Source organism: Luteolibacter algae, from assembly GCF_042683045.1.
GTDB lineage: Bacteria > Verrucomicrobiota > Verrucomicrobiia > Verrucomicrobiales > Akkermansiaceae > Luteolibacter > Luteolibacter algae.
In genome coordinates this window covers 44,510-69,682 of record NZ_JBHUIT010000012.1, presented here as the reverse complement: position 1 = coordinate 69,682, position 25,173 = coordinate 44,510, and the positions used below count along the sequence as shown (strand labels likewise).

Here is a 25,173-nt window from a genome sequence, read left to right as displayed (position 1 = left end):
TTTAAATGGGTTATATGGGTTGCGGATTAGGATACCAGGTGTTGCTGCTGATCGTGTCGTTGGTAGTTATATCGAGCGGGAAGGAAATTGTTCCCGCTGAAATAGAGAATGCAGCAATCACGAGATACGGGAATTTGCCGCCCAGGGTGGATGTGTGGCCGTGTCCGGATATTGAGAGCGCTCTAACGGCTAGCTATGGGAATTCACCTTGGGTCGCTTCGTTGAATGGAAAATGGAAATTTCACTGGAGTAAGAGACCTGAGGAGAGGCCTCCGGATTTTTTTAAAACGGATTTCGACAGCAGCATGTGGCGTGAGATCTCCGTGCCTTCGACATGGGAACGTGAGGGATATGGGACACCGATATATAGCAATTCGAAGTATCCGTTCCGTGTCGATCCGCCGCGGGTCATGGGAGAACCAAAAAAGACATTCACGAGCTACATCGAGCGTAATCCGGTAGGATCCTATCTGCGGGATTTCGAGATCCCCAGGGAATGGAATGACAAGCGCGTTATGCTGCATTTTGCAGGGGTGAGCTCGGCAATGTTTGTCTGGGTGAATGGTGAGAAGATCGGATATTCCCAGGATTCCCGCTCACCGGTTCATTTCGATATCACCGATAAATTGCGTCCAGGGAAAAACCGGTTGGCAGTGGAGGTTTATAAATACTGCGATGGTTCGTATCTGGAGGATCAGGATTTCTGGCGTCTGGGTGGAATTTTCCGGGATGTGTTTGTAGCCGCGATTCCAGCTGCAGGGCTGTGGGACGTTTATGCGGAACCTGAATATGATCCTGCGACGGGCGCCGGAAAAATAACCTTACATACCACCCCGATGGCTGGAGCCAAACCCGAATGGGATTTCAGCGTATTGGATGATGCCGGAGCGGTGGTTGCCAAAGGGGAAGATTCTGCTTCTCTCGCTCGTGTCATCCCTTGGTTTACCGAGCAGCCGAAACTGTATTCGGTAATTGTTGATGTGAAAATTCATGGGAAAACGATTCAGGTATTCCGGTTGCCAATCGCGTTCCGGAAGATGGAAGTGAGGGGTGCTGAACTTTTCTATAACGGGCTTCCACTGAAGATCCGCGGGGTGAATCGGCACGAATTCGATCCTCATACCGGCTATGTGATGTCTGGGGAACTGATGCGAAGGGATCTCGTGTTGATGAAGCAGGCGAACATCAATTTCGTGCGCAACGCCCACTATCCGAATGATCCACTGTGGTATGATCTATGTGATGAAATGGGGATGATGATAATGGACGAGGCAAATGTGGAATCCCACGGGCTGAGCTATCATAAACGGGTTTTACCGGCTGACTTACCAGATTGGACGAAGGCTTCGGTGGAGAGGATGGAAAGTATGGTGATCCGTGCACGGCAACATCCAAGCGTCGTTATGTGGTCGCTGGGTAATGAAGCGGGCTATGGTTCTGCATTTATGGAAATGCGCCGGGCCTGCCATGCAGCAGACCCTGAGAAGCGTCTCATTCAGTATGCCGATATGAATCTGGCAGCAGATCTAGATAGCCAGACTTATCCCGATATCGAGTGGCTGAAAAAACATGTGAAGGGCGAAGCTTCCCGAAAGGGCGAGCATGGCGAAGAGAGCAATGAGGTGCAGCACGGCAGCTACCCTTCGGGCCGTCCTTTCCTGATGAACGAATACGCCCACGGAATGGGAAACAGCTTGGGTAACTTCCAGGATTACTGGGACCTTATCAATTCGGAGCCGATTCTGTGCGGCGGTTTTATCTGGGATTGGGTGGATCAGGCGCTCTACAGGAATCGGTCCGATCCAGAAGCTGGCTTTTATTATGGGGGCGATTTCGGTGATATCCCGAATGATGGGAACTTTTGTATCAATGGGCTAATCGGTGCGGACAGGATCCCGCATCCTCATTACCAGGAGGTAAAAAAAAGTTTATCAACCGTTCGCTTTCGGCGGAGCCAAGCTTAACGAAGGAGTGCTAACCATCGAAAATCGCATGCTTGCCTGCGACCCAAACGGGTTTTCCCTTCTTTATGAAATTTTAAGAAACGGAAAAGTGATCGAACAGGGAGCATTGCCCAAAATGAGTCTTGCCGCTTGCGAGAGCAAGGCAATCGATGTGTCTGCTGTGGCGAGCTCAGCGGAAATGGCTGCCAGATCGGGGGCTGAGGTTTTTGTAACGTTCAAGTTACTCCAGGATGATCCCAGCCCATGGGCTTCAGCTGGTCACGTTCTGGCTTATGAGCAATTTCCGTGGCCGGTTGCTTATGCCTCCCGGGTCGCGGAAAATTCCAGAGGAACCTTCCTCGCGAAACGGTCCGGTGACGATATTGAAATAGCGCATGGAAATGGGACCTATAGGATTTCGGGTAAAACCGGTTTGCCCGAGAGCATGATCCTGAGCGGAAAAGAAGCTCTACGGAGGCCGATGGCGTGGAATTTCTGGAGAGCGCTGACAGATAATGACAAGGGCTGAAAAGCTGATTCCAGGTTAGGATTCTGGAAAGATGCAGCCAGTCGGCTGAAGGTGGAATCACTGGATATCATTGAAAACCAGGACGGGGTGGAAATGATCAGAGCGCACATTTCCTCTCCGGGAAATGAGTTCCGGATCGGAGTTCACTACAGCTGTGATGAACAGGGACGGCTACTAATGGAGAGCTGTTTTGACTTTTCGACAGCGTCAGATCTACCCGATCCTCCCAGGCTCGGTGTGACATTTGCCCTGCCAAGGGAGATGGAGAAAATAAGATGGTATGGCCGGGGGCCACATGAAAATTACTGGGATCGCAAGAGCTCGGCGACGATCGGTGAATACGGCTCCACAGTCAGCGATTGGGTCAGCCACTACGTAAGGCCTCAGGAGAACGCCAATCGAAGCGATATCCGCTGGATCTCGCTAAGCGATGGAAACGGTGGGGGAATCACGATTAGATCCGTAGGGGAAAGGAAATCTTCCGTCAGCGCATGGCCATACTCAATGGAGGATTTACTGGCTACGACCCATGATGCTGAGATGGTCGGAAGAGATTTTATCACTGTAAACCTGGATTGTCTGCAAATGGGAGTCGGGGGCGATAATTCATGGGGAATGCCGGTGAACGAGCCTTACCGGATACGGGCTGAAAACAGCTATGCGTGGGCGTTGATCATCGGGCCCGGGCATTGAGATTCCCGGGGAGGGACTCTTGACTAGCAGTCTGCCCAGCCGCTATTACTCGGCCACATGAACACACTAGTCATCGGCGGAGCCGGATATATCGGGAGTCATTGCGTGCGGCAGTTGGAACTCGCAGGTCACACTCCAGTGGTGCTGGATAATCTTGTTTTCGGACATCGCAAGGCTGTTGCCCCACATATCAAGTTCTACGATGGAAACCTTGGCGATGCGGCACTTTTGAAAGAGATCTTCGAGAAGGAAAAAATCGATCTAGTGATGCACTTTGCAGCCTACGCGTATGTCGGTGAGTCGGTGACAGATCCTCTGAAATACTACGATAATAACTTCGCAAAGGTCGTAACCTTGTTGCAGGCGATGAAGGATAGCGGAGTCTCGAAGTTTGTATTTTCCTCAACTTGTGCCACTTATGGTGTGCCGGAGAAGCTGCCGATCACGGAAGATCTCTCCCAGAGCCCGATTAATCCCTACGGTCAGACCAAGCTGGATGTAGAGACCATGCTGAAGGACTGCGCGAGAGCCCACGGCTTGAGTTTTGCAGCTTTCCGCTACTTCAATGCTGCCGGCGCTGCGGAAGATGGCACAATCGGGGAAGCCCATGATCCTGAAACGCACCTCATTCCTCTTGTGATCGATGCAGCTACCGGCCGCCGCGGTCCGATCACGATTTTTGGCACAGATTATCCGACTCCAGACGGCACATGCCTCCGCGATTACGTGCATGTCGATGATCTCTCCCGTGCGCACATTGCGGTTTTCGAGAAATTGGACACACCCGGCACTGCCTTGTTCTACAATCTGGGCACAGGAACTCCCCAATCTGTCAATGAAGTGATCAGTGCAGTGGAGGAAGTGACCGGCCTCACCGTGCCGAAGGTCATTGGCGAAAGACGGGCCGGAGACCCTCCAGCCCTATACGCGGATTCCACGAAAGCCCGCGAGGAGCTTGGCTGGGAAATCAAATACACGGATATCCGGGGGATCGTGGAGACTGCCTGGAAGTGGCACAAAAACCACCCTGAGGGATACAATTCCTAGTCATCAAATAAATGGGAAAGATCACATCTATGGCCTGTCCGGATTTTTTTCCGGCAGGCCATTAATTTTGCTCGCTTCGATACGGGCGATTGAGCAGTTTTCCGCTCCTGAACGAGCACCAAATATCGCCACATCAGAAATTGATCGATGACATCCAGCGATCAGGCTGGTGCGTTTTACCGGATTTCATGGACCGGGAGGTGGCGGGCGCTTTATCCGCAGAGAGCTTGTCGGCTTGGGAGGAAGGCGAGTTCCGCAGGGCCGGCGTTGGCCGTGGGAAGGACCTGGTCATCCGCGAAGATGTTAGGACGGATCACGTCTCCTGGCTACGTGACGAGAATATCACGCTCTGTCAGCAAAAATACCTGGATACGCTGGAGGAGATCCGCCTCGTGCTGAACCAGAACTTTTTCCTCGGTCTGATGGATTTCGAAGGGCACTTCGCGGTTTATCCGAAAGGTGGCTTCTATAAGCCGCATCTCGATAGACACCGGAATTCCATGGATAGGCTGGTTACGGTGATTCTCTACCTGAATCCCGAATGGCAGCCCGGTGATGGCGGCGAGCTAAAGCTATGGACCAATCCGGGTGATCAAGATGGCGAATTTGTCATCATCGAGCCCCGGATGGGCACGCTGGTCTGCTTTATCGCTGGTGATCACTGGCACGAAGTGCTGCCCGCAAAGAAGACCCGCGCGAGCATCACCGGATGGTTTCGGGGCAGAGTCTGATCAGCCAAGCTGGCGCGCTGCCTGAAGTGTGTTTTTCATCAGCATCGCGATGGTCATCGGGCCCACGCCTCCCGGCACTGGTGTGATGGCGGAGGTGCGCGGGGCGACTTCCGCGTAATCGACATCCCCCGTCAGGCGGTAGCCGGATTTTTTGGAACTATCGGCGACGCGATTTATGCCGACATCGATGACAACTGCTCCCGGCTTTACCCAATCGGCCTTGACCATGTCCGGACGGCCAACCGCGGCAATAACCACATCCGCTCTGCGGCAGATCGCGGGAAGATCTTTCGAGCGAGAGTGGGCGATGGTGACGGTTGCGTTCGCATTTTTTCCGACGAGCAACAATGCCATAGGCTTCCCGACAATCATGGACCTGCCGATTACCACTGCTTCCGCTCCGTTCAAATCAATGCCGGAAAGCTCAAGGAGCTTCATACAACCGGCAGGTGTGCAGGGGACAAAACCGGAAGGATCTTCCAGAACGAGCTTTGCGACGTTTTCCGGATGGAATCCATCGACATCTTTCCGGGGATCAATCTCACGGATGACGGTTGCCTCATCAATGTGTTCCGGCGGAGGTGATTGGACCAAAATGCCGTGCACTGCCGGATCCGCGTTGAGATCCCGGACGACTTGGAGAAGCTCTTCTTGGGTGGTTTCCGCAGGGAGCTCGATTTTTACCGAGTGGAAACCAAGATCGGCGCAGGTGCGGGCTTTTGAGCCGACATATACCGCGGAAGCGGGATCGTTACCTACGAGCACCACGGCAAGACCCGGTGTAATTCCTCGTGCTTTTAGCTCGGCGGTTTCAGCGCGGCATTCATCTAGGACGGCTGCGGCGACGGCTTTACCGTCGAGGATGCGGGGTTGGTTCATGGCTGTGAGGTTTTGGCAAAACCTTCGAAACTGAAAGTCTGAAAAATCGGAAACGGAGATTTTTCCACAGTCAGACTCGCTTTTTTCCTCATCGGCAGCGTTCTTCTTGACGCAATGCCGGTAGCGGGAGATAAGCCATCCGTCCGTGCCACATGGAACCCGGTGAAATCCCGGGACAGTTGGCGCTGCTGTAACCGGATACAATGTCCCAAAATGCCAATCTCCGAGGTAAAACAAGGAGGTGAAGGCGGGGCGGAGGCCAGAAGCCGGGAGTCAGAACACTTGTTTCACGGACATGAGTAGGAAGTAGGGCATTGAGCTTTACGGATTACGAAAAAATACATCGACGATGGCTCGTTTCCAAAGCCTTCAACGAAATATGAAACTACATAACACGACGCGCCTGATCGCAGCGGGTGCAATATTTTGCTCTGCGACTTCACTTTCATTCACCGGTAAACTCAGCGCGGCAGTGCTGGATTTCGAGAGTGTGCCGCTGGGCGGTATGAACGGCCCTACGGGTGTCTGGAACGGCCAATCCGGGGGAGGGGCGCTCACGATTGATGGGGTCACTTTCAGTAATTCTTTCACGGATGCTGGCTCATATACGTTCTGGTCAGGATTTGTTTTTTCCAACCATACCGACACGGTTACTCCCGGGTTTGGCAATCAATACAGCACTTTTGCAGGTGCGGGGGGGCTGGGCTCATCGAACTTCGCGATAGGGTATACCAATGCCTCAATCACTTTTGACCGCGCTGACCTTGCGGGCTCCAGTGCGTTGATTACCAATACCACCTATGCCGGATTATCGATGAAAGAGGGCGATGGATTCGCCAAAAAATTCGGTGGCGGTTCCGGTAACGATGCGGATTTTTTCAAACTGATCATTTCCGGCTATGACGGCGGTGTTGCGACAGGGAGGAACGTCGAAGTCTATCTCGCCGATTTCCGTTTTGCCGATAATTCCCTGGATTTCATTCTGGATGATTGGAAGGAAGTGGATCTCGGAGGACTGGGGGTAGCGGACGAAATTCGTTTCTCCTATGACTCGTCGGATATCGGACAATTTGGGATCAATACACCTTCGTATTTCGCTTTGGACAATCTGACCTTGGTGCCGGAGCCGAGTTTGTTCTCCATGAGTTTGATCACTACGCTCGGACTTCTAGGAATCCGCAGACGAAGCTAGTCGACTGGACGGAAGAATCCGAACTACTTCACTCCCGGCGGAATCTTAAAAGAATTTCTCTGGGGAATTTACTATGAAACCCGTTTTTCCGGTGTTGCTCTTTGCAGCTGGTGCTTGCTTGGCAGCGGCTGAGGAGGAGTATGATGAATTGCAGGCACTGGTGGTAAAGGCTAATGCCGACAGTGCCGTGCCCCGGAACTACGCGGGTAGTGCGGAGATCATTGATGAGAAAACCATTGAGGAGTCCGGTGCCCGCTCAATCGCCGAATTACTCTCGTTCAGAGCAGGGATCCGGGTGACGAACACCACGGGGAATCGGGACGACGGGAATGTCAGTCTTCGTGGGTTCGGAGAGAATTCGGCGTCGAGAGTGCTGATATTGGTGGATGGGAAACCGGTAAATCGGCCGGATATGGCAGGCGTTTCACTGAGGGAGGTGTCGATAGGCAGGATATCCAGGATTGAAATTTTGCGTGGTAGCCAATCGGCCCGTTTTGGCGATAACGCTGTGGGCGGAGTGATCAATGTAGTCACAAAGGAAGCCGGCACGCCCCGGTCTCATATCGAAACCGCAGTGGGAAGTTTCGGCTACCAGCTACTCCGTAGCGGACATGAGGGAGTGCATAATGGTAATGCGGTGAACGTTGATTTCGAACAGAGCTTGACAGAAGGCTACCGCGACAACGCCTTTAGCGAATCTACCTCCATGGCTGGCAAGTGGAAGCGCGATCTGGGGAAAAATAACGAATTGGAACTCGGCATATCATGGGCGGACCTGAAGGCAGGCTTTCCCGGGCCATTGGCTAAAGACCAGTATTTATCCGATCCTACCTACTCGATTTATGCCGCTTCGGGACAAGCGGATCAGTATTTTTATGAGCAGAAATTATTGGGCGGAAGTGCGAATTTACGTATCGGTAGGAATTCGGATTTTTACGTGGATTTACCGTTAGGTTTTAGCGCGAGGGAGCAGGCGTCAAATCTTGGACCGGGATCCCACACTGATAACAAGCTGAACACTCTGACATTCGATCCAGTGCTGCGCCGAGAATGGAGAAATCATGCGTTGGAGGTGGGCACGAGTTTCCGATACGACTCACTAGAGGTTGATCAGTTTTCTGAAATTCAGAGATGGAATGAGACCGGGAACGCGGAGCTCGAGCGCGTGGTAGCCGGTATTTTTATCGCTGCCGAGTGGGAACCGATTCGTGATATCCATCTGAGCTCAGCGGTAAGAGCAAATTACTCCTATAATGATGCGATGGCGAGATCGCTGCGCTTCCCGCAGAATCCGGATCTCAATTTCCAGCGCTCCAGTAGTGATTTCGATCACGCCTATCAGCTTGGTCTACGTTGGGAACCGCGCGATGATTTATCGACATGGTTGCGATTCGATCAGTTATACCGCCTGCCATCAACGGATGAGCTCGCATCCTATCAGGGTTTCCCGCTGACAGTCCCATTCAACGATGAATTATTCGCGGAAACCGGACAAAATATCGAGCTTGGGGCTGAATTTGAGACCGGTAACTGGACCTTCCGGGGAAACGGATTTGTGCAGTTTCTTCAAGGTGAAATCGTTTATGATTTCCAGCAGAACCTGAACACGAATTTTGCTGATACGCAGCGGATGGGGGTGGAATTGGACATGATATACCAAGCAAATTGTTGGGAGGCGGGTGTGCACTACAGCGGGCTGAGAGCCGAATACCAAAGCGGTCCTTATCAGGGGAGAAGTGTCAGCCTGGTTCCAAACCATCAGGCATCGGTTGATCTGATTTTCCGCCCGAGCGAGCGCCTTTCGCTGCGTGGCGATTACCGCTACATCAGCTCGACCTACGAGGGAAATGATTTTGAAAATACGGCTGAGAAACTATCCGCTTACGGATTGATCGGTATCCAGGTGCGTTATGAGATAACGGAGGATGCTTCGGTATATCTGAGCGTGGATAACCTGCTGGATAAGCGCTACGCGGCTTTGAAATATAGCGGTGTTTACTATCCCGGGGCTGGCAGAAGCATGTCGGTGGGAATGAAAATAAATTTTTAATATGAAGAAATACTTGGCTCTCTTACTACCTCTTACGGCGCTTTCAGCAATGGGCGGATCCTTCTCCGGAGCCGCTGGCACAAGCGGTTCCGAAGCGATTTCAAAGGATTCGATACGATTCCTGACATGGGCAAATGGCAATCTTACCCCGCAGTATGGGACAGATGTTTCAGAGTCATTCAAAACTCCGTCCAAAGCCTTGGGCAAAGCAGTTGGTGGCTCTGGCGATATCGTCTGCCTCGGAAACGGAGGCGTTATAACCCTATATTTTCCCCGCGCGATCCGGGATGGCGAAGGCGCAGATTTTGCCGTTTTTGAAAATAGCTTCAGTGATACGTTTTTGGAATTGGCATTCGTCGACGTCTCGAGTGATGGAGTGAATTTCTTCCGTTTTCCGAACCGGTCGGAGGGCACGTCGGTAGTTGGCGCATTTGGCTCCGTCGACCCGACAACCCTCAGCGGACTGGCCGGAAAGCATCGTGCCGGTTACGGAACTCCCTTTGATCTACGGGACTTACCCGAATCCGGATTACTGGATAAGATGAACATCCGCTTTGTGCGGGTTGTGGATATCGTGGGTGATGGTTCGGTGAAGGACAGCAGCGGGTATCCAATCTATGATCCCACTCCCACAGTTGGATCCGGTGGCTTCGATCTCGAGGCGATCGGCGTGCTGAATCAGAACGAAGGTGCCTTTGAAATCGTTCGCAGTGAAATTATAGCGAGCGAATTTCTTCTGGAATGGGAGAGCAATCCGGGGAGCGAATATATGATCGAAACATCGGAGACCATGAACGAAGATTGGGAGAAGGTCGGCGATTTTCTTCCATCTTTCACAAGTGGGAAGAGCGGTGTGATGCTACCGTTGGATGAGGCGCCCCGCCGTTTTTGGAGAGTGGTGCGCAAGCCGCTGACAACTGGTTGATCAAGGAATGGCAAACCTCACTTCTTCATTCGCAGCTGTTCCAATCTCGAGAGAGGCTTTGTTTTGGATTCTATCGTTTGATCCGGTTTCTCATTAGTTTGGGAGTGCTCCGGCTGTTGCTCTGAAGCCGGATCGATGCGGAGCACTCCGCCTTGGCCGGTCTGATGAATGACTGGCTGGTGATTCAACGGGATCAGAACTTTGCAGAATAGACCGGTGCTTTTTCCGGGCTTTGCCTCTGCTGAGATGGTAAGGGGAAAAATGATTTCCTCATCCTTCCCGGTAAATGATACAGGAGTGGATGTTACTCCATGTGGCAGCGACACAAGTTCTGCCGTTGCTTGACCTTCGAACTTTTTGAAATGCTCGATCTTTGCGAGGACAGCGGAGTTCCGACCAATCTGTCCGCTCGCCATGTCCAATGTCAGTGCAAGAAATGGCTCTGTGATGTCCAGATCAACGAAGCCTGAAGAAACAGTGCGGCGGCCATGGGTCGTATCGGCTTCGGCGGTGATACAGATCGGCCAAGTGCCTATGGCTGCATCCGTATTCGCATTGAGTTCGTATTCCGCCTCCGTTTTATCAGGAGGGATATCGAGGCTTGCGGGGCCAGAGATACCCGCTGGGCTCCATGGTAGCTTTGTGATGATTTTTCCTTTGTAGCCATCTTCACGATGGGCCCGGACCCTGATCATCAGTTTTCCGTTCTTTACGATGGGTTTAGTAGGTTTATCGATTTCTATGCTGAAAGGCGTAGGCTCGGTGACAGCTAGGGGAACCACCTCAGTCGAAAAGGAGTGATAGGTGCCTTCATTATTGATTTCGATGTGGTGAACTGTATCGGAGAGTGAGGCGGTCAAATGATCCGGCACATTTTCACCAGTTGGTCGAAGCGTGAACTTCTGCAATGACGAACCCAATGGAGCATCTTTTTCGGCCTCAAAAATTACGGGGAATTTATTAAGGCTTTTTGGGATAGGCGGTATGATCATCTTGATCCCTCCGGGAAGGTTTCCCGTGAGGAAGCTGAACCCGCAATTCATATTCTCGCGCTTGAGCTGGATCAATGCGGCGTATCGGTTGCCGCGCGGCACGGCAAACACTTTGTCTTTCTGGGAATTGTTCCGCTGAGTGACAGGGAGGCTGGCGGCAATAAGGGGTTTCCTCTCGGCTATCTGAATACGAAATACGAAATCTTCTCCGGTGCGTTCCAGTTGATCGCGTAGAAGGAGAAAATATTCTCCATCTGCCGGACAAGTCCATTTGATGAGGCTATCCGGGAAGTTCTGATCGTCATCATTGCTGGCAAGATGGTTCCTGGCATCACGAATCGCCAATACCGGATCAAGCGGAGAGCGATGGCTACGGGCGAGAACTTTTATATCGAGATTCTGGCCTTTTCTCGCACGGAATTTGAACCATCGATGTTTGACGTTTCCATTCAGTATCCCATCGACAGCAGATGGAATCGGTGGGAACGGACAGGCTTTTTGCTGGGAGAAATTCGTGTTGTCCTGGGTGATGTGTTCCAATGTGGAGATCAAAACCGGATTGGCCGACGGAGCCGTCTCATCATTCAGAACCGGATATAATGGGAAAGCTTCGTCTGTTTCCTGCGGCAGTGTTACGGTCTGTGTGAACGCACCGGTAGGATCTCCGATGAATTTGAAATCGATGGTTTCGCCGGGTTTGCCGCCCAGAGGGAAGACCGAAGTCGGACGGGGAAAAGTGCCGATATGCAGCCTGTAGGCACAGTTGTTGTTTCCTTCATAGGCGGCCTCACGGATGATAATACCATAATCGCCGTCTTCTGGAACAATGACTGAAAGCAAAGGATCGGTCTTCAAAAGGGTGGTATCATCAGCTGCAGCCAACTCGCGGCCATCCGGAGCTAGAATGGACAGATGTGCATCGAAAAGAATCCGCCCCAATCGCATTGCTTCGACTTCCGCCGATAGTCTCTGACCTTTCTTCAGCGTGACAATATAAGAGTCTTGGTCCTCCGTTTTTATAATACCCTGCACGGTGGAATTCAGCTCGATACGCTGCGCTTCGGCGGGGGAGTTGTTCGGCTCTATTTCCTGAATGCTGGGAAAAGGTCCCACCCAGAAGGAACGAAGATAGGAGATATCATATGCGGTGCGGATCCGCAGGGAGTGCTCACCGAAGGCTGCATCGGGAGAAACATGCAGCGTGGCTTTGGCAATTTTTTTGTTTTTTTCATCCAGCGTGAGGTTGCTGAGCGAAAGACCGGGCTGGTAGGTGATCAGCTCTTGGAACGAGGCAATATTCGGATCGTTTAATGTGATGGTGACATCGGTGCCCCGCTGTCCTCCGGGAGGAGAAACCGGCTCTAGCGCAAAACTGATGCTGCTGCCGCAGAGCACTGCCATCAGAATCCGGAGTTCTATCCCTGTTTTGGATGCCGGAATCTTCATGCCTTGTTTGCTAAAATGGCATCAAGCACATCCCCGCCATCAACGATTTCAATCGGTCTTGCCCCCGGTGACATCAGCTCTGTCTGGGCATTGATTCCGATCTGGTGATAGACGGTTTTTGCCAGATCCTGGATGCTTACGGGATCCTGATCCGGCTCGCCACCCAATGAGTCGGATGCGCCATGAACGTAGCCTTGTTTCATCCCACCTCCCGCAAGCATCGTAGAGAAAACCCGGGGCCAGTGGTCTCGTCCGGCCGTTGGATTGATCTTTGGCGTGCGACCGAATTCGGTGGTCACCATGACGAGTGTCTTTTCCAGCATTCCACGACGATCCAGGTCACGGATCAGGGTGGCGATCGCTCTGTCGGTATTCGGCATGTGTTTCTCAATACCTTGTTTGATGTTGTCGTGGTGGTCCCATCCGCCAGCCGTCAGGGAAACGAAGCGAACCCCGCCTTCCACCAAGCGCCGCGCAAGCAGCATCCTTTGCCCCGCTTCGTTTTTTCCATACTCGTCCCTGGTTTTGCTATCTTCTTTGGATAGATCGAAGGCCTCCCGGGCCTGCTGGGAGGAGATGAGTTTGTAAGCATGCTGGTAGAAGGAATCCATGGAATCGAGCGCATCGGATTTTTCCAAAGTGCGGAAATGATCGTCCACTGTTTGAAGCAAAGTCCGGCGGCGTTCGAAACGTTTGTGATCAACTCCATCGGCCAGATTAAGATCGCGAACCTTGAAGTTTCCTTGCGCGGGATCCGAGCCGAGAGCAAAGGGGCCGAACGCAGAAGACAGATATCCCGAATTGGCGAACTCATTCGGCACACTGGGGACGCACACATACGGTGGTAGGTCATTTCTCGGGCCGAGCTCATGTGAAACCACAGAGCCAAACGAAGGATAGGAAAGCGCCGGCGATGGGCGATAACCGGTGAACATATTGTGGGTGCCACGTTCGTGGGCAGCCTCGCCATGGGACATCGAGCGAATGATCGTGAGCTTATCCGCTATTTTTGCGGTCTCTTTCATGAACTGCCCGAATTGAATTCCCGGGATCTTCGTATCGATCGCTCCAAAGGGACCGCGGTATTCCGCAGGAGCGAATGGTTTGGGATCAAAGGATTCCTGGTGCGACATGCCACCGGGGAGAAAGATATGGATCACGCTTTCAGCGACAGCCGCATGCTGTGGAAATTGTTTTATCGCTGCTTCCGCGCGTGAGCCGAAAAATTGGGGCAACGCCATGCCAACGGAGCCCAAAAGGCCGACGTAAAGAAATTCACGGCGGGAAGAGTAGTTTTCGAGAGGATTTCCTGGGCACTGGAGTTTCATGAGAAAAGCGTGGGTTAACCTTATGGATACGCAGACAGAAGGGTGGCTGTTGCATAAGTTTTTTGTTTATTTCCGAAGCTACGATCGTTGGTGGCTTGGTCAAACGATCGTTCTTTGATACGCCGTGGGTATGAATGCGGGGCAAATGGCGGAAAACTACAACAGCTTGGCCAAGCATTGGGCTGGAGAAGATTTCAATACCATGAATGGCTTGAAACAACACCGGGTGGCATTGCAATTTTCGAAAAGCAGGAAGAAAGCGATCGATATCGGGTGTGGGTCGAGCGGTAGAATTCTTCATTTATTCCATGCGGAAGGGTTTGAAACGATCGAGGGCTTGGACCAATCCGCTGAAATGCTCCGTTACGCCCGTATGAAGCAACCGGAGGCAGCTTTCCATGAAGCCGATATAAGCGAATGGGAGTTTCCCGGAAAATATGACTTCATTTCCGCGTGGGATAGCATCTGGCACGTGCCTCTGGAACTTCAGGAAGGAGTGCTGGAAAAGATAGGCAACAGCCTGTCCGATGACGGGGTCTTTATCTTCACGATCGGAGGTCTCGATTGTGCCGGTGAGGCCACGAATCCATTTCAAGGAGTGCCGCTCTATCATGCCACATTGGGAATCCCGAAAGTTCTCGAAATCATGCGAAGATGCAGCTGTGTTGTGAGGCATTTGGAGTATGATCAGCACCCGGAGCTACATGTGTATTTGGTGGTGCAGAAAACGGCCAATTGAGATAAGCATTTCTAATGAAGTTGCCGGAGATGAATGGGCTCGAGGTTCTGGGATTGATCGGAGCCGGAGAAAGCGGACGCGTATTCGCCGCAAAGGATGATGACGGCAAGGTGTGGGCGGTAAAAGTCTTCGAAGGAATGGCGATCAATCGCGGCCTGATTTCCACAATGACCGAGAGGCTGGAAAAAGGGGGATGGCCGGAAGGTGTGATGACGGTGGAATCGGCCGATTTACAAGGACGTCCCGCCTGTTGGGTTCTTCCTCTGATGGCGGACGGGGAAGGCGAGGGAGATGCTGCTAAATGGCAGCCCAGGAGTCTCCAGCACGCGATTGATAAACATCCCGGCGATGATTCCTGGCGGATTGTGAAAGAGGTCGGGAAAGCTCTCGCGGGAATGCATGGGCGGCGTGTGGCGCATGGAAATCTCAAACCGGGAAACGTATTTTTCGACGAGGCAGGTAAGGTTCTCCTGAGCGATTGGACGCTGGGAAATATGCCGGGGATCAGTCATTTTGATTTTACCGATGCTCTTTTGTATCAACCACCCGAGCAGCTGGTGAATGCAAACGGGTATTTCGATGAGGAAGGTTACGAATGGGATGTTTTTGCCTTCGGTGTCATGGCGTTTCGCTTGCTCACCGGAGACTTCCCCCGCTGTAAGGATATTTTTGCTTCGGTGGCACCAGCTCAAGGGGAGACGAGAAAGGATGGAATTCATGCCGATTCCGGAAAAATCGCAAAAAACCTCCTTTCGCAGCCGGATGTTTCCTGGCCCTCTGAGCCGCGCAATGAACTGGAGCGCGGATACCGGGAGTGGATTGACCGCTGCTTGAAGCTCAATCCCATCAAGAGGCCTGGCTCGATGGTGGAGGTGATGGCCGGGATCGCACAAGTTGACGTAACGGTGGAAGCTACCGAAGTCCGGGAAAAACTGATTGATCAACGCCAGCGTGCAGAGCGCTCGGGACGGAATGTCACGTTTTATGCGGGTATGGTTACCGCCGGGTGCATTGTATTGGGGGGGCTATGGTATCTAAGCAGTAAACAGCTTCGTAACGAACAGATCGAGCGGGAGCGGGAGAAGATTCTGTTGAACACAAAGGCCAATGAGGCACTGGAGGGCAAGTCCTCGGCCCTCCGGGATAAGAAAGCGACTGAGCAGGAAATGGAATATCAGCGCGAGCTTGGCCTGGCACGCCTGGAGGCCTCCCGATTGATTGGTGACCGCCTTTTCGAATGGGCTTTGGAAAAAGGCCACCGGACCTTGCCGCCATTGGACGGCCGTGAACTGCGTTTGAAAAGACTGGAACGCTTTTACGAGGATTTCCTACGCCGCACAGCCGAGATAAAGAGTTTGGATGATGAGCGTGCCCGGGTGAGGTTGCAGCTTGCGGAAGTCTCTATTTCCGCAGGAGAGACAGACCTTGCCGCGACGCGATTGGCTGAGGCGATTGACACCTGGACGGGCTCGATCGATGGAGAAATGAAACTGCGTCTTGGCAGGGATGCATTTCTCCTGGCGCTGCTCAAACAGGAGAAGGGGGATGGGGATACCAGGGAAGCGTTCGTTGCCGCGCGCCGGGCATTACTGGACGTTCCGGAAGCCGAGGTGGATGCCGATCGGCATCAGCAGCTTTTGGCGATCCTCGATTTTCACGAGGCAAAGCTACTGGCAGCTTCAGGAGAGGACGCGAAGGCGCTGGCCCAGTTGATGGCGGCGACCCAGAAGCTCAACCAGCTGGCTGACGCGCGGCCTGACATCGCCGTTCTACGCTCCGAGTTGGCAGCATGTTATCTCTCCTCGGCAACAATTCTGGAAGGGATTGGGAAACTCGGTGATGCGCGGGAGGTGCGCTCGCTGGCTGCCCAGGAAATGGTGCGATTACTGAAGGACAACCCTGCGGATATCAGGCTGCGCCTGGAGCTCGCTGGATGCTACGGGGCGATGGCCGAGGCATCGGTCTTATCCGGCGATGTGGATGCCGCCCAGAAGACTTCCGCTGCCGCGATGAATCTGCTGGATGATGTTTTGAAAAAGAGGCCGGACTCGACGATCGCCGCCATACGGAAGGCCGCCCAGTTGGGCTTGCAAGCTGGCTTGCTGCGGGATCAGGGGAAGTCGGAAGAAGCGTTGCTTGCATTTGAAAATGGCATCAATCTTTTAGAACGTCAGGGATCTGGACACGGTGGAATGGTTGATTACCGGCTAGCATTACTGTGGTGGCAAAAGGGACGGATGCTTGGCTTTGGAGGGGACAAGGTCCGGGAACTGGTGCTCCTGGAGAAGGCTCGTGAAACGTTGATCGATCTCGAGGGAAAAGGGGAGGAGAGCGGACTGCGCAGCGAGGACATCCAGCGCTCAAGTGCCTATCTCCTGGGAGATCTGGCTCACGCTCTGGAAATTTCCGATAAGCCGGAAAAAGCAAAAGAGATCTATCAGGAAGCGATAGATCTCTGGGATACCTTGCTGAAATCCCGCCCACAAAGCGAAGAATACCGCGAGGGCCTGGAATGGATCAAGCAGCGTGCGAAAGGCGTGTGAGCGTAGGATAAACCACGGGCTTCTGCGCTCCCGTTCAGCGCTTATCCGATGTTGTAACAACGGGTGGCATTGCCTTTGAAAATTGCTTCCCGATCACTGGCGGAGAGTGATGCGGTAAGCCTGAGGATAGAATCGGTCCACTCCTTGTAGGTGGTCCGTAAAAGACAGACCGGCCAATCTGTGCCGAACATCACCTTGTCTGCTCCAAAGATTTCCAGCGTTTCCTGGAAATAGGCGGCAACGGTTTCGTGATTGCCCTCTCCTTCTGGAAATTCTGTGAGAAGTGCGGAAAACTTCACACCGATTACGTTCTCACGCTTGGCGAGTTCCTTCATTCCTTCGCGCCATGCGGGCTCGATCCGTCCATCACGGGCTTCTGGTTTAGCGAGGTGGTTGAGCACGATCGGAAGATCCGGCTGACGGTCCACCAGCTGGGTAGCTACCGGCAGCTGGCGCTGGAAGATGAGAAGATCGTAGATCAGATCGTAATCGGGGAGCTTGGCGAGCCCCCGGTGGAAATCATCGCGGAGGAAGTATTCGTCAGGCTCGCCCTGTAGCACATGGCGAACTCCTTTGAATTTTGAAGCAGGTGACAAGCGTTCGAGATCATCTGCCACGTTCTCGTCGATCAGTGGCACCCAGCCGACGACTGCCTTGATGACGTCGCTCGCGTCCGCCAGTTCCAGAAGTGCGTCAGATTCTTCGATAACCTGGCGTGCCTGGACGACGACCGTCCCGGTAACTCCGGCTTCCGCGGTTACTGCCTCTAGCTCGGGAAGAAGCTGGTTTTGCGCAAGCGGTGAGCCGGTCGGGATCCAGTCGTATTCCTCGACGGAGTAGTTCCAAAGGTGGTGGTGTGAATCGATCATAGGACAGGGATATTATAGTATTTCTGAAGAAAAACAAAAAAGGGGGCGGAATCGAAATCCAACCCCTTTCCTGAAAGATGAAGATCAAGCAAAGAGAAGCTTCATGTGACGCTCGAGAAGATTCTCCGTAACGCAACGGGAAACGATTTCACGATTGTCCTTGAGTGCTTGCAAATAGGTGTCACCCATCATTGCCGCGATTTTGAAGCCCACGTGGAGGAGCTGGCGGACATTCGGATCGTAGGCAGGGTTGCTCTGATCGTGGCGAAGGGCTCCCGTAAATTGTTCGCTGGTCCAGCCATTGACGGTTTCCGCGGAAGGGAGCTTTGCGAAGTCGATATCGATTACCGTTGCATACGGCTCGCAGAGAGCTTCTTTTTTCTCAAGAGCTTTGGCATAGATTTCCTTCGCCAGCTCAAGGCCGCTGCCGCCGGATTCCGCGAGGCCGATGACTTCTTCCAGCCAGTTTGTGCCTGCTGTTTTGATATGAAGACCGGCACCGGTGCGTGCGAGAGCGCGTTTGATCGGTGCGTAGATAGAGAATTTGTCTGAGCCGGAATGAACGGAAAGCTTCAGGCTGGCCGGCAGGCCGTAGGTTTTCACCGCATGGGCGATAACCGCGAGATCATCATTGAACTCCTTCTCGAACTGGACGACGTCTCCGACGTAATCAACCCCTTTGTTGAAACGGCCCGTGAACTTAGGCGCGATGGTTTGGATCGGAATTTCCTGATCCGCGAGAGCAGCAAGAATTACTAGAAGTTCCGGAGGAGTCTGCGGGCTATCGGTTTCGTCCATTGAGACTTCGGTCACGAAGTCAGGACCTTTGACTGCGAGGATTTGCTCGTAGATTGCTTTCGCCTTCTGTGTGGCCTTGAGGAACTGGTTTGCCGTTTTTTCGACATCCGCACGGGAAATTTCGAACGGTTTTTCGATACCTTCGATCGAGACTGTGCCGATCAGCTCCGGGTGACGCTCGATAAAAGCGGCAACATCGGCGGGCTCGGCAGCCTCGCCAATATCATCCGCGACATCGAGGGTGAAGAAATCGCAGGGAGCAATGAAACGATCCACTGTCTTGAGATTGATATGATCCGCATCAAGCAGGTAGTCACCAGTCCAGCCGAGGTCTTTGACTGCTGCGTCTGCCGCATCGCGGGTGGTTTGCGGCTGGGAGCCGATAATATCGTGCTCGCGATTAGATTTGTTCCATACCGGAGCAATATCGATCCCCAGTTCCTTGGCTTTGATGAAAGCTTGAAGCTGGGCGTGTGCGCCGTGTGCGAAGCGATCGCCGACACCGAAAGTGAATTTTGGACAGGTTTTCATAAAATAGTATATTGTTGACCGCGCGGGGTGCGATCTCTGGACACAGGTGGGATAGCTTGAAATCCGATCAAAGGAAAGATCAGTTCACCTCAATTACCGCCTTGATCGCGCCAAGCTTCGGATCAGTGAATTTATCAAAACCTTCCGGCACTTCCTCAATGGAAAGGCGATGGGTGATCCAGTTGTTGAGATCAATTTTCTTTGCGCGGATGATTTCGATGATTTCCGGGAAATCCGCAGGAAGAGCATTTCTGGATGCCATGACACTCAGCTCGCGACGGTGGAAGAACGGTGCCTGCGGGAAACTGATATCCTGGGCGGTAATGCCAACGTAGACAACGCGTCCACCTACTGCCGCGAATTCGAAGCATTTTACCATCGATCCGGCGTGGCCGGTGGCATCAATGATTACATCGCAGAACGCGCCATCGGTAATTTTTTCAATTTCAGAAAGATGCGAGCCATCGGCCTGGGCAAGAACCGGGTGCTGGATGCCGAGTTTTTCCTTGCAGAAATCCAGGCGGTTTTGGGCAAAATCGACGACGAGGACTTTTACATCCATGAGTTTCAGGAACTCAAGGCAAGCGAGCCCGATAGGACCTGCGCCGATAACCATGACGGTTTCACCGGGCTGTGGATTGCCGCGCTTGACCGCGTGGTAACCGATCGCGAGAGTCTCAACGAGAGCTAGTTCATCATACGAAAGGTCATTACCCGGGTGAAGCTTGTGTGCCGGGACGATCCAGTTGCTTTTGCGCAGGCCTCCGGATTTGTGAACGCCGATGACTTGCACGTTCGGGCAGGCATTTGATTTGCCTTTCATGGAAGCGACGGTGGCCGGGTCATTGACATAAGGCTCGAGCGAGCATTTGTCGCCGGGTTTTACACTGGTCACACCCTCGCCGACGGCAACGACTTCAAGACCGAGCTCGTGACCGGGAGTGCGTGGGTAGGCGAAAAACGGGAACTTGCCGAGGTAGCAGGAAAGATCCGTGCCGCAGATGCCCATGCGGTGGGTGCGGACAAGAGCTTCGCCCGGGCCGGGTGCTGGCGCGTCGGGGAGATCGACTGCTTTAATTTCTTTTACGTCGGTGAATTCGATGGCGTATGACATGGGAAAAATAGGGGACTGGTGATCAGGTGGAAGAGTCGCGGATAAAGGCTTACTCGCGCGGGAATCAATTGTTCTCAGGACGTCCTTCCTGGTGACCGATGTCTTTGACGGGTTCAAAGATGGCGAGAACTTTATCAAGAAGTTCGCGGTCGATCGGTTGGTCAAGCCACTCGGCCCATTTCTCGATGTTTTTCGGGTTGGCGGAGCCTGCGACCGTTGTCGCCAGATCTGGATACTCACATGAAAATTGGAGCGCAAGCTGTGCGATATCAACGCCATTGTCAGCGCAAAGCTTGGCTGCATCACGGGCAGCTTGCTTCACGTTTTCCGGTTCTTTCAGCCATGCTGGAAGCTCGGCATTGGTGAGCAGACGCGCAGAGAAGGGACCGGCGTTCATCGCTCCGATACCTTTCGCTTTGAGGCGTGGCACAATGTCTGTGACAAAACTCGTGTTTTGGAGGGTGTAGCGGTTGTAGCTGAGAACGCAGTCGATCTCGTCCTCCACGTGATCGAGAACCGTGTTGAAGGTTTTCAACGGGTAGCAGGAAAAGCCGATCGCGCGGATTTTGCCTTGTTCCTTGAGTTTGATGAGGGCGGGGATGGTTTCCTCCCAGACTTGATTGAGATTGGTGTATTCCACATCGTGGAGAAGCATGATGTCCAGATAGTCGGTCTTCAGGCGCTGGAGGGAGATGTGGGTGGATTCTTCGACACGCTTTGCGGAGAAATCGAAATGCTCTTCCGAGTAGCGGCCGAGTTTTGTGCCGAGAAGGTATGATGAGCGATCGATCCCCTTGAGACCCAGACCGAGCATGATCTCCGACATACCGCGGCCGTAATACGGGGAGGTATCGATGAAATTCATCCCGAGATCGAGAGCTGTGCGGGTGGAAAGCATTGCCTCGTCCATGGTGATGGAGCGGAATTCCGCGCCGAGGGAGGAAGCTCCGAAGGAAAGGATTGGGAGGTCAATGCCGGTGTTGCCGAGTGGTCTGGTAGGGATCATGTGTCGAATATATAAAATGTTGGTTTGGGCAGAGGTGTTTGAAACCGGTGCCCGGCTGTCTCAGAGCAGCGATTTGATTGATTTGATGGTTTGGGCGGCTGCGGTCTTCGCATCCGGCAAGGGGAATATCTCCGCGGAGATGCTTCCTGTGTAATTTATTTCGCGTAAAGCGGCAATAATAGGTGTCGGATCCGTGTGGCCGAAGCCGAAAGCACGCCGGTTGGAGTCCGCAAAGTGCACATGTCCGACATGTTTTCCGGCACTCCGAAGTGCTTCGGCGAGGTTTACTTCCTCAATGTTCATGTGGAAAAGATCCGCGAGGAGAACAATGTTTTCGAGCGATTCCGCTTCGATCCATTCCGCGCCATCCTGAAGGCGGGTGATGAGGTTCGTCTCGTAGCGGTTGAGTGGCTCGTAAATGAATGGGACGCCATGCTTCGCCGCTGTCTTGCCAGCGCTTCGCAAAGCCTCTGCCAGCCATTTCAGAGCCTGCTCCCGCGAGACATCGCCACCCCATTTTCCCTGCATCGAGCCGAGAATGGCAGGTGCGCCAAGTGCACCGCCAAAGTCGATCATCCGGGTGATGAAATCGAGTGCCGCAGCACGTTTTTCGGGAGATGGATCAGTCAGGGAAAGGCCATGCTTTACCATGCCTGCACCGGTGCCTACGGCAGCTACGCCCATACCATGGGTTTCGCATAGGGCCTTGATTTCCTCTACGCTGAAGGCATCCGGACCGGGGAAAAATAGCTCCACGTCATCGAAGCCAGCTGACTTTGCCAGGGCGAAGCCATCGGCCAGAGGTTCGTGGAAAACAAAAGGGCCGGCTGCTGCTTCCGGGACTTGTGAGAGTGTGACTGCGGTGCGCATTAGACTGATTCCAGGATGATGTTTCCGTAAGCGGTAGGATCACCGGTGCGAATGAGACCGATGGCGGATGGAACTTGTTTTTTGAGATCAATGTGGGAAGGCCTTTCAATAATGCAGTCCGGAATCTCTTCGAATGCTGTATTGAAAGCTTTGATTTTCTCATCCGGATTCGTGCTAAGAAATTCCTCTGCTTGGACGATGCGGCCGATTTTGAAATTTGGTTTCAATAGTTCCAAAACTTGCAGAACGGTTGGCATTCCTTTTGTCAGAGAAATGTCGACGGTCTCGATCTCTGGCCAGTAGGGGAAGGCCCAGTCGGAAATGACCAGGGTATTCGTGTGACGCACGCGGGCGATTAGAGAGAGAATTTGTGGGTTCAGTATTCCTGTTTGCAGCATTGGCCGATTGGTTGGTGGCGGTTGTCATACAGATCTGCGGGAGAGTTGTCAGACAGAAATTTTGATTTTTGATAAAACATCTGGAGATGAGCCACAGGTATGGGCAGATTTTCCCGAGTGTCACAGCGAAGTCAGGAAATTATTGCACAGATCGAAGGCGAGATCCTTTCGGGAAAGCTTGCACCCGGGGAGCGCCTTCCCTCCGAGGAGAGGCTTTGCGAAGCATTTGGGGCGAGCCGCACAGTGGTGCGGGAGGCGATACAGCAGATGCGTGGTCGTGGGCTGTTAAGGACAACGAAGGGAAGTGGCACCTACATCGCCAAGCCCAGTCTGGATTCCCTGAACACGGCGATGGAAATGTATGCTTCCCTGGTCGCGGAGGCGGGATTCATGGAATTAATCGACTTTCGTATCCTTATCGAAACCGAGTGCGCACGTTTGGCGGCGGTCAATGCAGGAGAATCCATTGTAAAAGAACTGCGCCAGGTCATCGGGAGGATGGAGGGGTTGAAAGGTTCACTCGCCGAATTCAGCAAAGCGGACATCTCCTTCCACTTGGTTCTCGCGAAAGGATCCGGCAATCGAATTTACTCCGGAGTTCTGGGAGCAATGGAGCGCAGCTGTATCGAATACGCGCAGAAAAATCACGGCGATATCGATTGGTATACCGATGTCGTGGAAGGCCACCGGGAAATTGTAGAGGCCATTGCTCTCGGTCTTGGCGACCACGCAGCAGACGCGATGAGACGGCACCTGGTTTCATCCAAACGGCACTTCCTGGATCTGGATAAGTGATCACCAAGGAATGACATTTGAAGATCGGTTAGCAGACTGTGGAACTTGATTGGATCAATCCGGCTCCCATGCTTTGCCTTGATTCAAAAACTGCAGAGGGCAGACTGTTCAAGATAGACTTCGCCTATTGGTCGGCCTACCAGAACGACCCGGCAATAGGAGATTTCGATGTGCCGTGGGAGCCGTATGGCTTCAATTCGGGAGCCGGCCAGATTGACTTTTCACGGGAAGCGGCGAAAGCCCAAGGCCTCAATGTGGAGAAGCACGCCAAGGAAGAAAAACTTCCAAGCCTGAATTCTGGCCTAAGCGCGAGCACGAAGAAGATGGATCCAGCCTTGAAGAAAAAGCTCTTGGACGACCTCAACGGGAAGATCAACAATCCGAGGAAGGGCGCGGGGAATACGCACGGGAGCGCATGGTATCGATGCGGGCAAGGAAAGATGGTGGAAGAATTGTCCTTGAAGCGCAGGGGGATCCAAAATACTTTGCTGTGTTGCCAAACAGATATGAGCAAGAAAACCAGCATGAAGGAACACTACCGCAAAGTTCGCTTGACGCAGCCATCGACGAGCTCAGAAGACATGCGGATACAACTGGAGACGAATCGTTCGAACTACGCCAATAGGCGGCAGTGGCCCAGTATGAAGCTCTCATACGTTGGTCGGAAGCAAATGGCCTGAGCGTCGATTCTTCCCTATGGGAAGATGTTGCAGCCATCGGTGGGTCAGAGCATGATGGCCAGATATGGAAGGCCACTCGTAATGATTCGTTTGGATGGACGGTTTTGCCAGGTGCGGACGGACTCTCTTCTATAAGTGAGGCCACGCCGCTCGAATACTTGGAAAGATGGAAGGTCGCCAACGAAGTGCTTGGTGATCTCGTCGAATTGCGCGGAGTTGCCCGCACGGAAAACGGGGTAAGGGTTGTGATGCTTTGCCTTGATTCAAAAACTGCAGAGGGTAGGCTCCGGAGTTTGTTTCGGATTCCCGAAACCCCAGGCATGCAGGGAGGCAGAGTAGATTCAGATTGATTCGTTTCGATTTCATAGTAATTTAAAAGTCCTGACGGCACCCTGAATTGCTCCAGTAAAAAGCGGACGGTTCAGCGAAGGGTGGGGAGTGCAATCCCGTCCCATCCGTCTTGAGGCACCCATCTTGTGGGTGCCATTTTTTGCTTTGCCTTGATTCAAAAACTGCAGAGGGCAGACTGGCTACGCGCTCGAGAGCTTTGAACTAGCAGCTTTGCCTTGATTCAAAAACTGCAGAGGGCAGACTGTGGTGGTAGAGTGGCCAACGGACATCTTCGCTTTGCCTTGATTCAAAAACTGCAGAGGGCAGACTGATACGACTGAGAGGATAACCACGAAAACTGCTTTGCCTTGATTCAAAAACTGCAGAGGGCAGACTTGGAACAGTGAAATTCACTTTCTTGTTCTCGCTTTGCCTTGATTCAAAAACTGCAGAGGGCAGACTTGAGCGGTGCGGTGGTGTCAACGGTGTTGGCTTTGCCTTGATTCAAAAACTGCAGAGGGCAGACTATGTTAAATTTTAACGTACAAGGCGCGGAGGCTTTGCCTTGATTCAAAAACTGCAGAGGGCAGACTGAATCATATGGATTACTTGAGAATTGCGTTGCTTTGCCTTGATTCAAAAACTGCAGAGGGCAGACTATTTAGAGGTGCGACCCACAAGCAAATGCCGCTTTGCCTTGATTCAAAAACTGCAGAGGGCAGACTAATTGCACCGAGGCTCACAT

General features: G+C 52.8%; 20 protein-coding genes, 1 pseudogene, 1 CRISPR repeat array and 1 riboswitch (1 of these 23 running past the window's edge). Of the genes and pseudogenes, 12 read left to right on the top strand and 9 right to left on the bottom strand.

All coding sequences use genetic code 11. The features are described from left to right. Window positions 1–5 precede the first annotated feature (5 nt). The 5 genes and pseudogenes from ACFSSA_RS08720 (at window position 6) to ACFSSA_RS08700 (ending at window position 4,943) form a co-directional block, all read left to right on the top strand. Window positions 6–1,964: a glycoside hydrolase family 2 TIM barrel-domain containing protein gene (locus ACFSSA_RS08720; protein WP_386820050.1), complete on the top strand. Its 1,959-nt coding sequence runs from the start codon at window positions 6–8 to the stop codon at window positions 1,962–1,964. 7 nt (window positions 1,965–1,971) lie between these two features. Next, the gene (locus ACFSSA_RS08715) at window positions 1,972–2,472 is read left to right on the top strand and encodes a beta-galactosidase domain 4-containing protein (protein WP_386820049.1); all 501 of its coding nucleotides are present in this window, start codon (window positions 1,972–1,974) and stop codon (window positions 2,470–2,472) included. Between the two features lie 30 nt (window positions 2,473–2,502). Beyond that, window positions 2,503–3,165 (top strand): annotated as a pseudogene (locus ACFSSA_RS08710) (beta-galactosidase small subunit-related protein); the annotation flags it as partial. 57 nt (window positions 3,166–3,222) lie between these two features. After that, window positions 3,223–4,212 carry a UDP-glucose 4-epimerase GalE gene (gene galE, locus ACFSSA_RS08705; RefSeq protein ID WP_386820048.1) on the top strand — a complete coding sequence of 330 codons (990 nt, stop codon included), beginning with the start codon at window positions 3,223–3,225 and terminating at the stop codon, window positions 4,210–4,212. Between the two features lie 140 nt (window positions 4,213–4,352). Beyond that, window positions 4,353–4,943 carry a 2OG-Fe(II) oxygenase gene (locus ACFSSA_RS08700; protein ID WP_386820047.1) on the top strand — a complete coding sequence of 197 codons (591 nt, stop codon included), beginning with the start codon at window positions 4,353–4,355 and terminating at the stop codon, window positions 4,941–4,943. Here the strand turns inward: ACFSSA_RS08700 and folD are convergent, their stop codons facing one another. Next, entirely contained in the window at window positions 4,944–5,822 is an 879-nt protein-coding gene (gene folD / locus ACFSSA_RS08695; protein WP_386820046.1) for a bifunctional methylenetetrahydrofolate dehydrogenase/methenyltetrahydrofolate cyclohydrolase FolD, read from the bottom strand. A gap of 154 nt (window positions 5,823–5,976) precedes the next feature. Next, window positions 5,977–6,104, top strand: a riboswitch (cobalamin riboswitch). Between the two features lie 97 nt (window positions 6,105–6,201). Here folD and ACFSSA_RS08690 point away from each other — a divergent pair. The 3 genes from ACFSSA_RS08690 to ACFSSA_RS08680 all read left to right on the top strand — a co-directional run bounded on the left by ACFSSA_RS08690 (window position 6,202) and on the right by ACFSSA_RS08680 (window position 9,989). Next, window positions 6,202–7,014, top strand: coding sequence for a DUF4465 domain-containing protein (locus ACFSSA_RS08690; RefSeq protein ID WP_386820045.1), 813 nt, complete (start codon window positions 6,202–6,204; stop codon window positions 7,012–7,014). A gap of 73 nt (window positions 7,015–7,087) precedes the next feature. Next, window positions 7,088–9,064, top strand: a complete 1,977-nt coding sequence (locus tag ACFSSA_RS08685; protein WP_386820044.1) for a TonB-dependent receptor — start codon at window positions 7,088–7,090, stop codon at window positions 9,062–9,064. 1 nt (window position 9,065) lies between these two features. After that, window positions 9,066–9,989 carry a PEP-CTERM sorting domain-containing protein gene (locus ACFSSA_RS08680; protein WP_386820043.1) on the top strand — a complete coding sequence of 308 codons (924 nt, stop codon included), beginning with the start codon at window positions 9,066–9,068 and terminating at the stop codon, window positions 9,987–9,989. A gap of 17 nt (window positions 9,990–10,006) precedes the next feature. On the opposite strand, the gene ACFSSA_RS08675 is transcribed toward ACFSSA_RS08680, so the two are convergent. After that, a complete protein-coding gene (locus ACFSSA_RS08675) occupies window positions 10,007–12,427 on the bottom strand; it encodes a hypothetical protein (protein WP_386820042.1) in 2,421 nt (806 codons plus the stop codon). Next, window positions 12,424–13,755 carry a DUF1501 domain-containing protein gene (locus ACFSSA_RS08670; protein WP_386820041.1) on the bottom strand — a complete coding sequence of 444 codons (1,332 nt, stop codon included), beginning with the start codon at window positions 13,753–13,755 and terminating at the stop codon, window positions 12,424–12,426. The genes ACFSSA_RS08675 and ACFSSA_RS08670 overlap by 4 nt, the downstream gene beginning before the upstream one ends. Window positions 13,756–13,885: 130 nt before the next feature. On the opposite strand from ACFSSA_RS08670, the gene ACFSSA_RS08665 reads away from it, so the two are divergent. Together ACFSSA_RS08665 and ACFSSA_RS08660 are read left to right on the top strand one after the other, a co-directional pair. Further along, window positions 13,886–14,494, top strand: coding sequence for a class I SAM-dependent methyltransferase (locus tag ACFSSA_RS08665; protein ID WP_386820040.1), 609 nt, complete (start codon window positions 13,886–13,888; stop codon window positions 14,492–14,494). 14 nt (window positions 14,495–14,508) lie between these two features. Then, window positions 14,509–17,037, top strand: a complete 2,529-nt coding sequence (locus ACFSSA_RS08660) for a protein kinase domain-containing protein (RefSeq protein ID WP_386820039.1) — start codon at window positions 14,509–14,511, stop codon at window positions 17,035–17,037. A gap of 41 nt (window positions 17,038–17,078) precedes the next feature. Here ACFSSA_RS08660 and ACFSSA_RS08655 read toward each other — a convergent pair whose 3' ends face one another. From ACFSSA_RS08655 to ACFSSA_RS08630, 6 genes are all read right to left on the bottom strand, one after another. Beyond that, the gene (locus ACFSSA_RS08655; protein WP_386820038.1) at window positions 17,079–17,906 is read right to left on the bottom strand and encodes an amidohydrolase family protein; all 828 of its coding nucleotides are present in this window, start codon (window positions 17,904–17,906) and stop codon (window positions 17,079–17,081) included. A gap of 84 nt (window positions 17,907–17,990) precedes the next feature. Continuing rightward, complete coding sequence (locus tag ACFSSA_RS08650) at window positions 17,991–19,235, bottom strand: tagaturonate epimerase family protein (RefSeq protein ID WP_386820037.1); 1,245 nt, start codon at window positions 19,233–19,235, stop codon at window positions 17,991–17,993. Between the two features lie 79 nt (window positions 19,236–19,314). Continuing rightward, complete coding sequence (locus ACFSSA_RS08645; protein ID WP_386820036.1) at window positions 19,315–20,349, bottom strand: zinc-binding alcohol dehydrogenase family protein; 1,035 nt, start codon at window positions 20,347–20,349, stop codon at window positions 19,315–19,317. Window positions 20,350–20,413: 64 nt separating this feature from the next. Beyond that, window positions 20,414–21,352 carry an aldo/keto reductase gene (locus tag ACFSSA_RS08640; RefSeq protein WP_386820064.1) on the bottom strand — a complete coding sequence of 313 codons (939 nt, stop codon included), beginning with the start codon at window positions 21,350–21,352 and terminating at the stop codon, window positions 20,414–20,416. Between the two features lie 63 nt (window positions 21,353–21,415). Continuing rightward, entirely contained in the window at window positions 21,416–22,225 is an 810-nt protein-coding gene (locus tag ACFSSA_RS08635; RefSeq protein WP_386820035.1) for a TIM barrel protein, read from the bottom strand. Beyond that, window positions 22,225–22,623, bottom strand: a complete 399-nt coding sequence (locus ACFSSA_RS08630; protein ID WP_386820034.1) for an RbsD/FucU domain-containing protein — start codon at window positions 22,621–22,623, stop codon at window positions 22,225–22,227. The genes ACFSSA_RS08635 and ACFSSA_RS08630 overlap by 1 nt, the downstream gene beginning before the upstream one ends. A 117-nt stretch (window positions 22,624–22,740) precedes the next feature. On the opposite strand from ACFSSA_RS08630, the gene ACFSSA_RS08625 reads away from it, so the two are divergent. Together ACFSSA_RS08625 and ACFSSA_RS08620 are read left to right on the top strand one after the other, a co-directional pair. Further along, entirely contained in the window at window positions 22,741–23,418 is a 678-nt protein-coding gene (locus tag ACFSSA_RS08625; RefSeq protein ID WP_386820033.1) for a FadR/GntR family transcriptional regulator, read from the top strand. 68 nt (window positions 23,419–23,486) lie between these two features. Continuing rightward, window positions 23,487–24,098 (top strand): hypothetical protein, encoded by a 612-nt coding sequence (locus ACFSSA_RS08620; RefSeq protein WP_386820032.1) that lies wholly within the window; start codon window positions 23,487–23,489, stop codon window positions 24,096–24,098. 492 nt (window positions 24,099–24,590) lie between these two features. Next, window positions 24,591–25,173: direct repeats of the CRISPR family, unit length 36 nt; unit sequence GCTTTGCCTTGATTCAAAAACTGCAGAGGGCAGACT (it continues 1,365 nt past the right edge of the window).

Coding starts and splice junctions, on each gene's coding strand:
- ACFSSA_RS08620 (WP_386820032.1), top strand. CDS start 23,487: ATGCTTTGCCTTGATTCAAAAACTGCAGAGGGCAGACTGTTCAAGATA.
- ACFSSA_RS08635 (WP_386820035.1), bottom strand. CDS start 22,225: ATGCGCACCGCAGTCACACTCTCACAAGTCCCGGAAGCAGCAGCCGGC.
- ACFSSA_RS08665 (WP_386820040.1), top strand. CDS start 13,886: ATGAATGCGGGGCAAATGGCGGAAAACTACAACAGCTTGGCCAAGCAT.
- ACFSSA_RS08675 (WP_386820042.1), bottom strand. CDS start 12,427: ATGAAGATTCCGGCATCCAAAACAGGGATAGAACTCCGGATTCTGATG.
- ACFSSA_RS08685 (WP_386820044.1), top strand. CDS start 7,088: ATGAAACCCGTTTTTCCGGTGTTGCTCTTTGCAGCTGGTGCTTGCTTG.
- galE (WP_386820048.1), top strand. CDS start 3,223: ATGAACACACTAGTCATCGGCGGAGCCGGATATATCGGGAGTCATTGC.
- ACFSSA_RS08650 (WP_386820037.1), bottom strand. CDS start 19,235: ATGAAAACCTGTCCAAAATTCACTTTCGGTGTCGGCGATCGCTTCGCA.
- folD (WP_386820046.1), bottom strand. CDS start 5,822: ATGAACCAACCCCGCATCCTCGACGGTAAAGCCGTCGCCGCAGCCGTC.
- ACFSSA_RS08690 (WP_386820045.1), top strand. CDS start 6,202: ATGAAACTACATAACACGACGCGCCTGATCGCAGCGGGTGCAATATTT.
- ACFSSA_RS08630 (WP_386820034.1), bottom strand. CDS start 22,623: ATGCTGCAAACAGGAATACTGAACCCACAAATTCTCTCTCTAATCGCC.
- ACFSSA_RS08680 (WP_386820043.1), top strand. CDS start 9,066: ATGAAGAAATACTTGGCTCTCTTACTACCTCTTACGGCGCTTTCAGCA.
- ACFSSA_RS08720 (WP_386820050.1), top strand. CDS start 6: ATGGGTTATATGGGTTGCGGATTAGGATACCAGGTGTTGCTGCTGATC.
- ACFSSA_RS08655 (WP_386820038.1), bottom strand. CDS start 17,906: ATGATCGATTCACACCACCACCTTTGGAACTACTCCGTCGAGGAATAC.
- ACFSSA_RS08670 (WP_386820041.1), bottom strand. CDS start 13,755: ATGAAACTCCAGTGCCCAGGAAATCCTCTCGAAAACTACTCTTCCCGC.
- ACFSSA_RS08645 (WP_386820036.1), bottom strand. CDS start 20,349: ATGTCATACGCCATCGAATTCACCGACGTAAAAGAAATTAAAGCAGTC.
- ACFSSA_RS08660 (WP_386820039.1), top strand. CDS start 14,509: ATGAAGTTGCCGGAGATGAATGGGCTCGAGGTTCTGGGATTGATCGGA.